Here is a 14866-nt window from a genome sequence, read left to right on the forward strand (position 1 = left end):
TCAGTCGGGCAGCGCAATCGGCTTGCCGAGCTGGCGCAGCCGGCGTTTTTCCGCGCGCCTGGCTTTGCGTTCGGCCTTGCGCACGCGCCGGTCGTGCTGCCACAGATAGATCGCCGGGGTACTAAGCAAGGTCAGCAGCTGCGACACGAACAGGCCGCCCAGGATCGCGATGCCCAGCGGCTGGCGCATTTCCGCACCGGTACCAAAGCCGATCGCCAGCGGCAGGGCCGCGCCCATCGCCACCAGCGTGGTCATGGTGATCGGGCGAAAGCGCACCAGCGCGGCTTCGCGGATCGCCTCGGGCGGTGACAGACGGTCCTCGCGCTCGGCGACGAGGGCAAAATCCACCATCAGGATCGCGTTCTTTTTCACAATGCCGATCAGCATCAGCACGGCGATCACCGACATGGTTGACACCTGCGTATGCGTAATCAGCATCGCCAGGAACGCACCCATGCCCGCCGCCGGCAGCGTGGAAAGAATCGTCAGCGGATGGATCAGGCTCTCATAGAGCATGCCCAGCACGATATACATAGCCAGGATCACCGCAATGAAGACGATCCCCGCATTGGTCGCCGCATCCACCAGTTTCTGGTTGTCGCCGGTGAATTTCTTCATCACGCCCGACGGCAGCTGCGCGGCATAGATCGCCTGGTCCACAAATTTCAGGCCGTCGGCCTGCGTCACGCCATCGGCCAGGTTGTAATGGATGGTGGCCGATTCGAGCTGGTTGTAGTGCTGGATGTCGATCGGTTCAATGTACGGTTTGATGTGCGCCATCGCCGACAGCGGCACCATCTTGTTGCTGGCGTTGCGTACGTAGAGATTGAGCAGCGTGTCGGGGCTGACCGAGTTGGCGTTGTCGGCGCTCAGAATCACCTGGTATTGATTGAGATCGGAATAAATCACCGATACCGGCGTCTGGCCGAAGCCGTTGGCCAGCGCCTGGTCGATATCGCCCATGCCGACCTGCAAGCGCGAGGCTGCGTTGCGATCGACCTGGAGCAGCTGTTGCGCGCCGATGTTGTCGAACGTGGTGCTGACATCGCGGAACGGCTTCATCTTGCGCATCACCTCGGCCAAATGCAGGGTGGGCTGCTGCAGCGGCTGGCCGCCGGTGCTGGTCAGGTCGAATTCGTATTTGCCCTTGGCCTTGGCGCCGCTGCTGCTGCTGAAAAAGCCCAGGCTGGTGATGGTGATGTCGACATCGGTGAGCTTCTTGTAATGCTCGTTGAGCCGCGCAATGACCTTTTCCACCGGATCGGGCCGCTCGCCCGGGCCGTGGCCGCGCGGTTTGAGGTCGATGAAGTAGGTTGCCTCGTTGCCCACCGCGCCATTGGTATTGTTGCCGCCGAGAAACGAGGTGACGTCGTATACGGCAGGATCGGCCAGCATGCTCGCCTCGATCTCCTGCGTGCGCCGCGCCAGCAGAACAGGCGAGATGTTCGGATCGGCGACCAGATCCACTTCCAGCATGCCGGTGTCGCCTTCGGGCATCAGTGCGCCGCCGGCGGTCTTTACCACGGCGACGGCCAGCGTGACCGTCAGGATCAGCAGGATCAAGGGCTGCCAGCGCATGATGCGGCGATGGCGCATGGCCCAGTCCAGCGCGCTTTCGTAGATGCGCAGCAAGCGCCGGTCAAAGCGCTCAACCGCACGCTCCAGCCTGCCGGGTGTGTGTTCGCCGACCGCTTCGCGCTTCAGGTAATGGCCGCACAGCGCGGGCGTGAGCGTCAGCGACACAATGGCCGAGATCACGATCGTGGCGATCAGCGTGACCGAGAATTCGCGCATCAGCAGCGTCATCGAATTGTTGCCGAACACCATCGGCGCGAACACCGCCACCAGCGACAGCGTGATCGAGATCACCGTGAAGCCGATCTCGCGCACGCCGATCAGCGAGGCATGCAGGGGATCCTCGCCCTTTTCCATGTGGCGAAAGATGTTTTCGATCACCACGATCGCGTCGTCCACCACAAACCCGATGCACAGCACCAGCGCGATCAGCGACAGCATGTTGAGCGTGAAATTGAGCGAGTACATCAGGACGAACGCGCCGGCGAGCGACAGCGGCACGCTGAACATCGCGATCACCATCGGCCGCACGCGGCGCAGGAACACCAGCATCACCGCCGCCACCATCACGATGCTGAGCAGCAGCGCCACTTCCACCTCATGCAGCGCCGACTTGGTGGACCGGGTGAGATCGAAGATCGGCGAGATCTTCACGTCGGCGGGCACCAGCGCCTGCAGCTTGGGGAGGGTGTCGCGGATCTTCTGCACCAGTTCCACCGCGTTCGCCTCGGGCCGCTTCATCACCTGCATCACCACGGCGTGCCGGTTGTTGAACCAGGCCGCCTGGTAGGCGTCCTGCTGGCCGTTGCTGACCGTCGCCACGTCCGACAGGCGCACCGGCACGCCCTTCTGGTTGGCGATCACCAGCGATGCAAAATCCCGGGCGGTCTGCAGGCCGTCGTTGGCGGTCACCGTCATCTGCGTGATGCCGTCGCTCAAGATGCCCTGCGGCGACATCACGTTGGCCGCGCGCAGCGCATTGGCCACGTCGTTGGCGGTAAGACCCTTGGCGGCGAGCGCGACATTGTTCAGCGACACGCGGATCGCGTGCGGCGCGCCGCCGATCAGCTGCGCCTGCGCCACGCCGGTGATTTGCGACACCGCCGGGCGCATCAGCGTATCGGCCAGATCGTAGAGCTTGTCCGGCGGCATGCTGGTTGAAGTCATGGTCAGCAGCAGCACGGGAATCTGCGTCGTATCCGCCTTGAAATACTGCGGCGGCGACAGCGCCATCACCGCCGGCAGGTCGGGTATCGCCGCGTTGATCGCCTGTTGCACGTCGCGCGCCGCCTGGTCCGCGCCGCGCGAGAGGTTGAACAGAATCTGGATCTGCGTGCCGCCCGGATTGGCATCGGATGTCATCTGCTGGATGCCCGGGATGCGTCCGAGCTGCCGTTCCAGCGGCGCCGTCACGGTGGCCGCCACCGTTTGCGCATCGGCACCGGGTACCAGCGCCTGCACGGTGATCGCGGGAAACTGCATCGAGGGAAACGCGGCCAGCCCCAGCACCAGGTAGGCGCAGAAGCCGGCAATGACCAGCCCGATCGCCAGCAACGAGGTAGCGACCGGACGGCGGATGATCGGCTCGAAGATATTCACGCGCGGCACCTGCGGCCACGCGCGGCGGCGTGCGTCAGGAAGCGACTGGGATGGCGCGCGCGGATTCCATGCATAACCACTTCATACGCTGACATCGCTCCAGGCAAATGTGCCTGAAGTCCGGCCGTGCCGGAAGGCATGCGTTGGCATACGCGAAAATGACGGCGAGAGAAGCGGGTGTATCGGAAAGTTTACAGTTGCGCTCGATGTTCACGTTTGCCGCCAGGGCGAAGCGTCAACGCATCACGGCGATGCCGTCGCCTGCTTGCCCAATTTGCGCAAGCGCCGCTCCTCGCGCCGCGCCTTGTGCGCCGCCTTGCGCACGCGGCGGTCGTGCTGCCACAGGTACATCGCCGGCGTGCTGAGCAAGGTCAGCAGCTGCGACACCGACAGGCCGCCCAGGATCGCGATACCCAGCGGCTGGCGCATTTCCGCACCCATGCCGAAACCGATCGCCAGCGGCAGCGCCGCACCCATCGCCACCAGCGTGGTCATGGTGATCGGGCGGAAGCGCACCAGCGCCGCCTCGCGGATCGCATCGGGCGGCGACAGCTGCCGCTCGCGCTCGGCGACCAGCGCGAAATCCACCATCAGGATCGCGTTCTTCTTCACGATGCCGATGAGCATCAGCACCGCGATGACCGACATCATGGTCAGCTGCGTATGCGTAAGCAGCATCGCCAGGAACGCACCCATGCCCGCGGCGGGCAGGGTGGAAAGAATGGTCAGCGGATGGATCAGGCTTTCATAAAGAATGCCCAGCACGATGTACATCACCACGATCACCGCCGCGAACACGATCAGGGCATTTTCCAGCGCCTCCATCAGTTTCTGGTTGTCGCCGGTGTAGCGGCGCGTGATGCCGGGCGGCAGCTGCGCGGCGAACATCGCCTGGTCCACGTATTTCAAGCCGTCGGCCTGGGTGATGTCCTTGGCCAGGTTATAGCTGATGGTGGACGATTCGGTCTGGTTGAAATGCTGCACTTCCACCGGCGCGATGCTCGCCCGGATATGCGCAATCGCCGACAGCGGAATCATCTTGCCCTGGGCATTGCGCACGTAGGTATTGAGCAGGGTATCGGGGCTTAGCGAATCGGCGTTGCTGGCGGCCAGTACCACGCGGTATTGATTGATGTCCGAATAAATCACCGACACCGGGTTCTGGCCGAAGGCATCGACCAGTGCCTGGTCGACCTGGCCCATGCCCACCTGCAGGCGCGAGGCGGCATCGCGATCCACTTCCACCCGTTGCTGCTTGCCGATGCTGTCGTAGCTGGTGGTGACATTGGTGAATGGCTTCATCTTGCGCATCACCTGCGCCAGGCGCAGGGTCGCCTGCTGCAGCGGCGCGCCGGTGGTGCTGTCCAGGTCGAAGGCGTATTCGCCGCCGCCCTTGTTGCTGCCGCCGCCGAGAAATTGCAGGGCGCGCATGGTTACGGTCATGTCCGGCAGGGTTTTATATTTCTTGTCCAGGCGCTCGATGACTTTATCCAGCGCATCGGGGCGCTGGCCCGGACCCTTGCCGAGCGGCTTGAGGTCGACAAACAGCGTGGAATCATTGCCGACCGCGCCATTGTTGTTGTTGCCGCCAAGGATGGTGGTGACGTCCGCCACGGCCGGATCGGCCTGCATGATCGCCGCCACGGCTTGCGTGCGCGCGGCCATCAGTTCGGGCGAGATGTTTGCGTCGGCCGACATCTGCAGGATCAGCATGCCGGTGTCTTCCTTGGGCATCAGGCCGCCGCCTGCCGTCTTGGCCACGATGACCGCGAGCAAGGCGGTAAGCAGCAACAAAATGGGCGGCTGCCAGCGCATGATGCGACGGTGGTGCATCGCCCAGTCCAGCCCGCGCTGGTATACGCGCAGCATCCAGCGGTCGAAGCGCTCGATGGCCGCTTCGAGCTTGCCGGGTTTGTGTTCGCCGGGCGTTTCCGCCAGCAGGTAGCGCCCGCATAGCGCCGGCGTGAGGGTGAGCGATACCAGCGCGGAAATCACGATCGTGGCAATCAGCGTGACCGAGAATTCACGCATCAGCATGACCAGTGTGTTGTTGCCGAACACCATCGGCGCAAACACCGCCACCAGTGAGACGGTGATGGAGATCACCGTGAAGCCGATTTCGCGCACGCCCAGCAACGAGGCTTCGAGCGCGCCCATGCCGTGTTCCATGTGGCGCACGATGTTTTCGATCACCACGATGGCATCGTCGACCACGAAGCCGATGCACAGCACCAGCGCGATCAGCGACAGCGTGTTGAGCGTGAAGCCCAGCGCGTACATCACCACGAACGCGCCGGCCAGCGACAGCGGCACGCTGATCATCGCGATCAGGGTGGGGCGCACGCGGCGCAGGAATACCAGCATCACCAGCGCCACCATCACGATACTGAGCAGCAACGCCACTTCCACTTCGTGCAGCGCCGATTTGGTGCCCTGGGTGAGATCGAAGATCGGCGTGATGGTGATGTTGGCCGGCACCAGGTTGCGCAGGGCCGGCAGGCGGTCGCGGATCTGCTGCACCAGCGCCACGGAGTTGGCCTCCGGCCGCTTGCTGATTTGCATCGACACCGCGCGCTGGCCGTTGAACCACGCGGCCTGGTACTTATCCTGCGCGCCGCTGGTAATGGTGGCGACGTCCGACAGGTGCACCGGTACGCCCTTCTGGTTGGCGATCACCAGCGAGGCGAAATCCTGCGGCGTGTGCAGCGCATCGTTGGCGGTCACCGTGATCTGGCGGATGCCGTCGCTGAGCATGCCTTGCGGCGAGGTCACATTCGCCGCGCGCAGGGTGTTGGCGATGTCGTTGGCGGTGATGCCCTTGGCAGTCAGCGCCATGTTGTTCAGCGTCACCCGCACCGCATGCGGCGAGCCGCCGAACACCTGCACCTGCGCCACGCCGGGGATCTGCGACACCGCCGGCTTGAGCAGCGTATCGGTGAGGTCGTACAGCTTGTCCGGCGGCATGCCGGTGGAGGTGAGCGAAATCAGCAGCACCGGGATCGAGGCGGTATCGAACTTGAAATACTGCGGCGGCTGCATGCCGGCGGGCAGGTCCGGCTGCGCGGCGTTGATCGCCGCCTGCACGTCGCGCGCGGCCTTGTCGGCATTGCGGCCGAAGTCGAACAGGATCTGGATCTGGGTGCCGCCGGCGTTGCTGTCGGAGGTCATCTGCTGGATGCCGGGAATGCGGCCGAGCTGTCGTTCCAGCGGCGCCACCACGGTAGCGGCCATGGTCTGCGCGTCGGCGCCCGGATACTGGGCCACCACCACCAACCCCGGGAAATCCAGCGACGGCAACGCCGCCACGCCCAGCAGCAGGTAGGCGCAGAAGCCGGCAATGCTCAGGCCGATCGCCAGCAGCGAGGTGCCGATGGGCCGGCGGATGATCGGTGCAAAAACGTTCATCGCGCTACCTGGCAGGTGTCAGGCCAACGCAAGCGGCGCACACGCTCATCCAGCGCGTACGACGGCGCAACAAAAGAAAAGGGCACATTCATGGGCACCTTATGCCTTGGCAGGCGATCAGTGCGAATGTGCCTGAAGTCCGACCCTGCCGGAAGACATGGGCGCGGATTTTTCGTCGAAATCGCAAACTTGTTCAGCCACTCCCCGTCCCGGCATGCGCCGCGACGGGGGCGTCATCGTCAGTGGATCGACGGGCTGTAGCGGAAGGTGAGATACCAGGTGCGGCCCAGCTGGTTGTAGTAGTAGGCCGTTTCGTAGTTGTGATCGAACGCGTTGGCAAGCTTGGCCTGCACCTGCCAGCCCGGCGCCAGGGTGTAGCTGACGCGAAAGTCGGTGGTGGCGTAGCCGCCCATGCGGTACGCGTTGGCCTCGTCGTCGTAGCGCTTGCCCGAGGCGAAGAAAGTGGCGCCCACGGCGAATTTGCCGAAGCTGCGATCGATGTCCACGCGTCCGGTGTCCCTGGCGCGGCGCGGCAGCAGGTTGCCGTTGCCGGGGCCGGCGCCGTCGTTCTTGGGCTGCATCAGGGTGAGGTAGTTCTGCACGCGCCAATCGTCCAGGGTGAAGCCAAACTGGCCTTCGATGCCGCGGATCACCGCGCGGCTGATGTTCATCGGGATGAACGCTTCGTTGAGCTCGATCAGGTCGCTGATGCGCGTCTGATACGCGTTGACGCCCCAGTTCCATCCGTTCAGCTGCTGGGTCAGGCCGATCTCGGCGCTGCGCGAGGTTTCCGGCTGCAGGTTGGGGTTGGCCGTGGGCACGCCGCCGAAGGCCGGATAGTAAAGATCGTCGAAGGTCGGCGCGTGGAACGCCGTGCCGTAGCTCACGGACAGCACCGGACCCTGGTCGAAATGGTAGCCCCACGCCGCGGTGCCGGTGTTGTGGTTGCCAAATTCATCGTTGTGGTCGTGCCGTGCCGACAGCTGCACCTCGTTCTGGCCGAACGTGCCCTGGTACAGCGCAAAGGTGCCGGTGTCGCCGCGGGTCGTCTGGGTGAAGCCGGTGTCGCTGTAGATGTGTTCCTGCTGGTAATCCAGGCCGACCGTCAGCAGTTGGTTGGCGGCCAGCGTGATGTCGTTCTGCCACGAAGCCTGGTTGCGGCGCGAGTCGAAAAAGCCGGTGCCCATGCGCGGGTAGTAGAAGCCGTAATAGCTGCCCTGGTAGAAGGTGTCGAAGTCGTCGCGGCTCTGCCCGGCGTCCAGCGTCACTTTCCAGATGTCCAGTGGCGAGAAGCTCAGGCGCGCGCCGGCTACTTCCTGCGCTTCGACCGCATCGTTGCCGCTGTACGGCGAGCCGGCGTATTCCACGTTGCTCTTGCTGCGCAGCCAGTCGAAGGCCAGTTCGGTGCCGTCGTCCCAGCGATAGCCGAAGTTGGCCAGGCCGTTCCAGTTGCGGTAGGCGTCGTTGCGCGGATCGTCCACGAAACAGGCCACGCCCAGCTCCGCCGCGCCCATGCGGCAGGCGGGAATGCCGCCGGTGTATTCGCCGCCGAGGCTGGCGTTGTACCAAAGATGGGAATCGCCGCCGGAAACGCTCGCTTCGCCGTTGACGTAGTGATGGCTGCCGCCGGTGACGCTCACCGACGGCGAGATGCCGCCGTTGGGCTGGCCGTGGCGGGTGAAGATCTGGATCACGCCGCCGATCGCATCGGAGCCGTACAAGGTGGCACGCGGACCGCGCACGATCTCGATGTGGTCGATCACGTCCACCGGAATCTGCTCCAGCGCCGCCACGCCCAGGCTCACCGAGCCGATGCGCACGCCATCGATCAACACCAGCACATGCGTGGGATTGGTGCCGCGCACATACACCGAGGACGATTGCCCGATGCCGCCGGTCTGGGTAACGCTGATGCCGGGCAGGCCGTTGAGCAGATCCAGGGTCGAGGACGGCTGCAGGCGATCGATATCCTCGCGCGTGATCACGCTGACCGAAGACAGCGAATCGCTTTCGTTGATCGCGGTGCGTGTTGCGGTGACGATGACCGGTTCGAGCGTATTGTTGCCCTCGGTGCCGGTGGCGGACTGTGCGTGGCTGGTTTGAGCAGTCAGTCCCAGGCCGAGCAGCGCCAGGGCCAGCGAAGTTTTTTTCAACATGATGTCGGTTCCCCTGCCGCGCGTCCCCGCGCGGCGTCAATAAATAAGCCGGCCATCGCGCGAAGATAAGGGGAACCGGAATGCGGGCAGGCGCAAAGCGTCGTGGCACGCATTCGGAGCCTCGCCCACCGCGAGCTGCCAGAACCTTGCTTCGGGCCGGTCTCCGGACTCGCGGGCGGCATGCTTGCAAGTGCATGCCTGCGAACGATGCCTTCCCATGCCAAAGCACAGTGGCGCGTGATCGTTCGCTAAAAAACGCTCGCTTACCGTTGCGGGGGCAGTGCCGGCCTTGCTGCGTGAACAGCGCACCGGCTTCCCGTTTCATCCCCTTCAGCCAAGGCCGTGGGGACACCCGAAACGCGCAAACTTTAGCCGCTGAGGGTGTTGCGGGCAATGTCGGGTGCTTTTACCTGGCGCTGCAAAACGGCCGACGCGGTAAAGTCGCCGCCTCGTTCATCCGACCCTGTCCGGAGATCCAGGCACATGAAGAAGCGCTTTGGCGGCCAGCGCGCCGTGTTGTGGCTGGCGCTGGGCATGGCGTGCTGGTCGCAGGGCTTACTGGCCGCCGCGCCGCCCGGCGCCGACGCCATCCCGGCGCGCCGGCCGCTCGATGAGCCCCAGCCGCCGCCCGGCCCCGGCCCGAGCGCGCAGACCATCAAGGCGTGGCAGGACCGCAAGTTCGGGATGTTCATCCACTTCGGTCTGTACTCCATCGCCGGCGGCATGTGGAACGGCAAGCGCGTGGACCATGGCTATAGCGAGCAGATTCTCGCCAACGGGCCGATCCCGCCGAAGGATTATGAAGCGCTGGCCGCGCAGTTCGATCCGGTGCGCTTCGATGCCGATGCCATCGTGGCGCTGGCTAAGGCGGCAGGGATGAAGTTCATCGTCATCACCGCCAAGCACCATGACGGCTTCAACCTGTTCCAGACCGCGCAGACCCGCTACAACGCCGTCGATGACACGCCCTACCATCGCGACATCGTCAAGCAGCTGGCCGAGGCCTGCGCGCGCGGCGGCCTCACATTCGGCGTGTATTACTCCACCATCGACTGGCACCATCCCGGCGGCAACACCTACATCGAGGGCAACAGCAATCCCATCACGCCTGCGCAAGAAGCGTTCAACGTCGCGCAAATCAAGGAGCTGTTGAGCCATTACGGCCCCATCGCCGAAATCTGGTTCGACATGGGCAAGCCCACGCCCGCGCAAAGCGCGCACTTCGCGCGCACCGTGCACGCGCTGCAGCCGCAGACGATGATTTCCGGACGAGTGTGGAATTATCAGGGCGATTTCGCCGTGATGGGCGACAACAGCGAGCCCGACGTGGCGATGGAGTTGCCATGGCAATCGCCGGCATCGATGTTCGCGCAAACCTGGGGTTACCGCTCGTGGCAGGTGCGCAACGACTTGCCCGGCAAGATCCGCGAGAACATCGCGCGGCTGGTGCGCGTCGTCAGCCAGGGCGGCAACTACATGCTCAACATCGGCCCGCGCGGCGACGGCTCGGTGGTGCCATACGAGGCACAGGTGCTGCGCGGCATCGGCGACTGGCTCAAGCGCAACGGCCAGGCCATCTACGGCACGCGCCAACAACCCTTCGCCGCGCTGGATTTCGGCTACGCGACCGTCGGGCCGCACGCGCTCTATCTGTTCGTATCCAAGCTGCCTGCCGACCATCGGCTGCGCCTGCCGGGCCTGGCCGATACCGCGCTGGGCCGTGCGTATCGACTGGGCGCGCCGGGCGATACGGTGGAAGTGCAACGCGAAGGCGCGGACGTCAGCATCGCGCTGGACCGCTTCGCCAACTGGCCGACCGGCGACGCCCAGCGCGACAGCGTGGATGCCTTCATGCCGGTCGTCGTATTGCCGTGGAAGGGCGAACTGCGGATTCGTCCGGCTGCGCTTGCCGCGGCAGGCGATGGACGTTTTGATCTGCTGCCGGCGCAGGCCGAGCACTATCTCAACTACAACGGCGAAGGCTACGAGGCGCCCCCCACGCTCTACAAGCTGGGTTGGAATCTGGATGCGCAGGCGGCCGACTATTCGCTGACGGTCCACTACGTGCCGGCATCTTCGGCCCGTGCTGTCGATGTGTGGGTCGATGGCAGGCCCTACCGGCTGGCGCTTGCCGGTGCCGCCGCGGGCACCTCGGGTGAGACGAGCCGAAGCCTGCTCATCCATCGCGACCGCGCCACGCACCCCTACGCCATGCGCCTGAAGCTGACTCCGCCCGCGCCCTTCGTGCAGGGCAGCGCCTTGCCGGTAACGGTGCAAAGGGTGGAGCTGTCGCCGCTGCCGTAAGTGCGCATCGCGGAACCGCGCCTGGCCGATAGGGCGTCCTCAAAAGCCTGACTGGCGGCTGCACGGAAAACGTCGGATCGGCCGGATTTCACGGGCCGGTCATGGATAGCGGAGCGTAGTCGGGTATGACGCAACGAGGAGGAGCAAGCCATGCGCGACAAACACCTGCCTCTGGCGGTGACCTGGATCGGCTGCATGCTAAGGCCTGTTTACCCTATTGGCGTGGCCCTGGCCCTAGTCATGTCCGCCGCCGCCGCCGCCCAGCCGGGCGATCCTTCCGCACCGGGTTCGGCGATGGCAAGCGGTGCGGCCGAAAGCTCAACGGTCATGACCGTGACCAAACCTGCCTCGCCGCGCCAGACGCGCGCGTGGGCGGCTTATCTGTCAGGCATCGTGCGGCAACATTCGCAAGGCATCACGGCCACCCGAAGCACCATCTATTTCATTCCCGCCGGTGCGGATACCGACGCCGCCAGCGCCAGGGAGCGCCAGCTCGCCAACGTTGAAGAGGCGCTTTCCGGGCGCCTGCGGCCGGGCAACCTCATCGCATTCGGCGGGCCCGACTCGCGCGAAAGCGCGGACTTTGTGGCAAGCGCTTTCCAGCACGCGCCGCCCGGTGCCTGCCAAGGCTCGGTGATACTGTTCATGGGCTCGCCGTCCGACCAGGCCAAGGTCGCCGCCGCCACGCAGGCCAGTGGCGCCACGTTGCGCTTTGCCGATACGTCAGGTCCGACCTACCTGCTGAGCAGCGCGTCGGCGCAGGCTCCCACGCCCATGTTCATCGTACCGCCGGCGTCCGTGCCCCCGGTGCCGCCGATGCCGGCAGGTTCACCGACGCAGCCTGCATCCATGCACGGACGTTGATGCAGGCAAGGCTTGGCCGCCGGCAGGGTTTACGGCGGATGCGCGCGGTAGCGTCAGGTGGTTTCGCAGTTGCCGCCGGCCAGCTCCACGCGATTGCGGCCGGCGGTCTTGGCCAGGTACAAGGCGGCATCGGCGCGTCGGATCAGGTCAAAGCCATTGTGGTCGTGCCGCTGTAGCCAGGCCACGCCGATCGAGCAGGTGACAGCGACGCGTTCGCCGTCGCCGTGGAACGGGTTGGCGGCGATATAGCCACGCAAGGCCTCGAACGGTGCCGGGTCGTCCAGCGGCGCGCCCGGCACGACGGCCAGGATCTCTTCGCCGCCATAGCGGCCCAGGGTGGCGCCGTGCGGTAGCGCTTCGCGCAGCCGCGTGGCGGCCTCGATCAGCACCGCGTCGCCGGCCAGGTGGCCGTGGTGATCGTTGATGCGCTTGAAATGGTCCAGATCGATCAGGGCGATGGCCAGCGGTTCGCCGCTCTGCCGTGCCTCCTCGATGGCCAGCGCCAGGATGTTCAACACGTGCGAGCGGTTGGGCATGCCGGTCAGCGCATCGTGCGTGGCCTGCTGCCAGAGCGCGGCGCGCGCGTCCTCCAGCGCCTGTTTGTCCACTTCCAGTTCGCGCGTGCGAAGGGCGACCAACTGCTCCAGCCGGCGTGCGCGCGTGCGCAGGTGCCGCGTGCGCAACTGCCAGATCACAACCAAGCCCAGCGCAAGCAGCAACAGGCCGCCCACAATCGCAGGCGTGCTCTGCCACCATGGCGGCACGATGTGCAGCGACAACTGCGCCACCGGCGAAAACTGCCGGTTGTCCGGATCGTAGGCCATCGCCTCGAACACGAAATCGCCCGGCGGCAGCGGCGGGTAATCGACCTGCGGCCGGTCCGAGGTTACCCAGCCCGGTTCCAGGCCGCGCAGGCGGTAGCGATACTGCATGGTGCTGCGCGTGGGTGCGCCCAGGGTGGCCAGGCGCAGCGTGACGGGCTGGTTGGCTGCGTAATGCCAGCGATACGCCGCGGCCGTGCCCTGCCATGTCTGGCCGCGGCGCAACCCGGTGATGACGATTTGCAACGGATCGGACGCCGCCAGCGACAAGGGATCGAGGATGTGCGAAATGCCGTTGCTGGTGCCGATCCACACCGAACCGTCATCGTCTTCGAAAAAGCTGTTCTCGGCGATGTCATCCCAGATCAGGCCGTCGTCCTCGGTGAGCCGGCGCCAACGCCGGCCATTGAACACTTCCACGCCATCCGTGCCGCCGATCCACAACCAGCCGCGGCGATCGTGGAAGATGAAATAGATGCGCGTGCCATCGACCAGCGCATCTGCCGCGTGGACCACCGTCAAGGTGTCGCCATCGGTAATGCGGCCGCGCCACAAGCCGTCGAAATTGCCGGCCAGGTAGAGTTCGCCGTCCGGCTCCACGTCCAGGTGGGTGAAGGCCTGCGCGGATGGCGCGCCGTTGACGCGCACGTGCGACCATTGGCCATGCGCGAAACGGAACAGGCCCGCATCGCCGCTGAACCATAGCCGCCCCTGTGCATCTTCTTTGCCGTCGGAGCAGGTGTTGTCGGGCACCACGCCGCCGCCGGCGTGCTGCAGGGCATGGCCATCGTAGACGTACAGCCCGCGCTCGGTGCACAGCCAAACGTTGCCATGCCTGTCGAGCAACATCTGGCGGATGTAGGCCGGCGAATGTGCCAGCACTTCGGTACGGCCCTCGCCGGCGCGATAGCGCAGCAGTTCGCCGGAGTAATAGGCGGCGAGCATGTCGCCATTGGGCAATGCGGCCAGCCCGATCGTCTCCTGCGCCAGCGGCGGCGCTTTCAACGGCCAAGGCACCATGCGCGCGGCGCCGCGCGCCAGGACGCTGCCACCGAGCTCGTCACCCACCCACAGTTCGCCGCTGCTGGCACGCGCGATCGCCCAGCTGGGGCTGCTGTCCAGGCCCTGCGCGCCCTGCCAGCTTTGGATCCGGTCGTAACCGCGCCACTGCAGGACGCCGCGGCCGTAGGTGCCGATCCACAGCACGTGGTTGCGGTCGTAGAGCAGGGCGTCGATGCCGATCGACGGTAAGCCGTTGCCGGCATCGAAGATGCGCCAGGCGTGGCCGTTCCAGCGCGCCAGGCCATCATTGGCGCGCGTCAGCAGACGGCCGTCTTCGTCTTCGATCATGTCCAGGTAGGCGGTCACCACGCGCGCGCCGGGCAGATCGTGGTCGGCGAACGCGCCGGCGCCCGGAGCGAGCGTGCGGATGTGATACGGACTGCGCACCCACAGCGTGCCGTCGCGGGCATGCAGGTAAGACGTCCAGGTGTCCGGCGGAATACCCTCGCGCTCACCCCATACGCGCAGCTCATCGCCGCGCAGTTGGCACAAGGATTTGCCGCAGCCTAACCACAGCGCACGGCCATCGCCGAACACGCTGCCGACGTCCGCCAGCGCCGGTGTCGCGCGCTGGGCCGCCGCGTCGAAGCGCGGCTGCGCGCGCCATGCCGTGCCCGCGGGCGCGATCTCCCACAGCTGGTGTTCGCTCACCGCATACACATGGCCATCCAGATCGGCGAGCGTGGCGCCCGGATCGATCAGCAAAGGGCGTCCTTGCGCCAGCACGGGTGCGAAGTGCTGGCCATCGCCGACGAACAGGCCGCTGCGCGTGCCGACCCACAAGCGCCCGGTGGCGTCCTGGTGCAGCGCGCCGATGTAATTTCCGCGCAGGCCTGTCTGGGCACCCAGGCGCTCGAACACGCGCCCGTCGAAGCGGAACAGCCCGTTCTCGGTGCACACGTAGACGAAGCCCTGGCGATCCTGCAGCAGGCAATTGTCTTCCAGGCTGCCCAGGCCTTGCTGCTGGGTGAAGCTGGCCAGGTTGATGGCCTGGGCGTGCGCGCCCAGACCCAGCATGGCGATCCAGGCGAACACCGCGCAGGCCCCGCGCCGCCGGCGACGACTCCGCGAGAAATCGTC

Annotated in this window: 6 protein-coding genes and 1 riboswitch; of the genes, 2 read left to right on the top strand and 4 right to left on the bottom strand. The window is 65.6% G+C overall.

What is annotated here, in order from left to right:
• The 3 genes from VME63_RS06170 to VME63_RS06180 form a co-directional block, all read right to left on the bottom strand.
• On the bottom strand, nt 1–3174 hold the full coding sequence (locus tag VME63_RS06170; RefSeq protein ID WP_325431339.1) for an efflux RND transporter permease subunit: 3174 nt from the start codon (nt 3172–3174) through the stop codon (nt 1–3).
• A 243-nt stretch (nt 3175–3417) separates the two neighbouring features.
• Nucleotides 3418–6579 (bottom strand): efflux RND transporter permease subunit, encoded by a 3162-nt coding sequence (locus tag VME63_RS06175; RefSeq protein ID WP_325431341.1) that lies wholly within the window; start codon nt 6577–6579, stop codon nt 3418–3420.
• 239 nt (nt 6580–6818) lie between these two features.
• Entirely contained in the window at nt 6819–8735 is a 1917-nt protein-coding gene (locus tag VME63_RS06180; protein WP_325431343.1) for a TonB-dependent receptor domain-containing protein, read from the bottom strand.
• Between the two features lie 137 nt (nt 8736–8872).
• A riboswitch (cobalamin riboswitch) is annotated at nt 8873–9106 on the bottom strand.
• 112 nt (nt 9107–9218) lie between these two features.
• Here VME63_RS06180 and VME63_RS06185 point away from each other — a divergent pair.
• Both VME63_RS06185 and VME63_RS06190 read left to right on the top strand, forming a co-directional pair.
• Entirely contained in the window at nt 9219–11039 is a 1821-nt protein-coding gene (locus VME63_RS06185) for an alpha-L-fucosidase (RefSeq protein WP_325431344.1), read from the top strand.
• 150 nt (nt 11040–11189) lie between these two features.
• Nucleotides 11190–11903, top strand: coding sequence for a hypothetical protein (locus tag VME63_RS06190; protein ID WP_325431346.1), 714 nt, complete (start codon nt 11190–11192; stop codon nt 11901–11903).
• Nucleotides 11904–11956: 53 nt separating this feature from the next.
• Here the strand turns inward: VME63_RS06190 and VME63_RS06195 are convergent, their stop codons facing one another.
• Entirely contained in the window at nt 11957–14821 is a 2865-nt protein-coding gene (locus VME63_RS06195) for a diguanylate cyclase (RefSeq protein WP_325431348.1), read from the bottom strand.
• Nucleotides 14822–14866 lie beyond the last annotated feature (45 nt).

It is taken from the genome of Dyella sp. (assembly GCF_035503745.1).
Lineage (GTDB): Bacteria > Pseudomonadota > Gammaproteobacteria > Xanthomonadales > Rhodanobacteraceae > Dyella_B.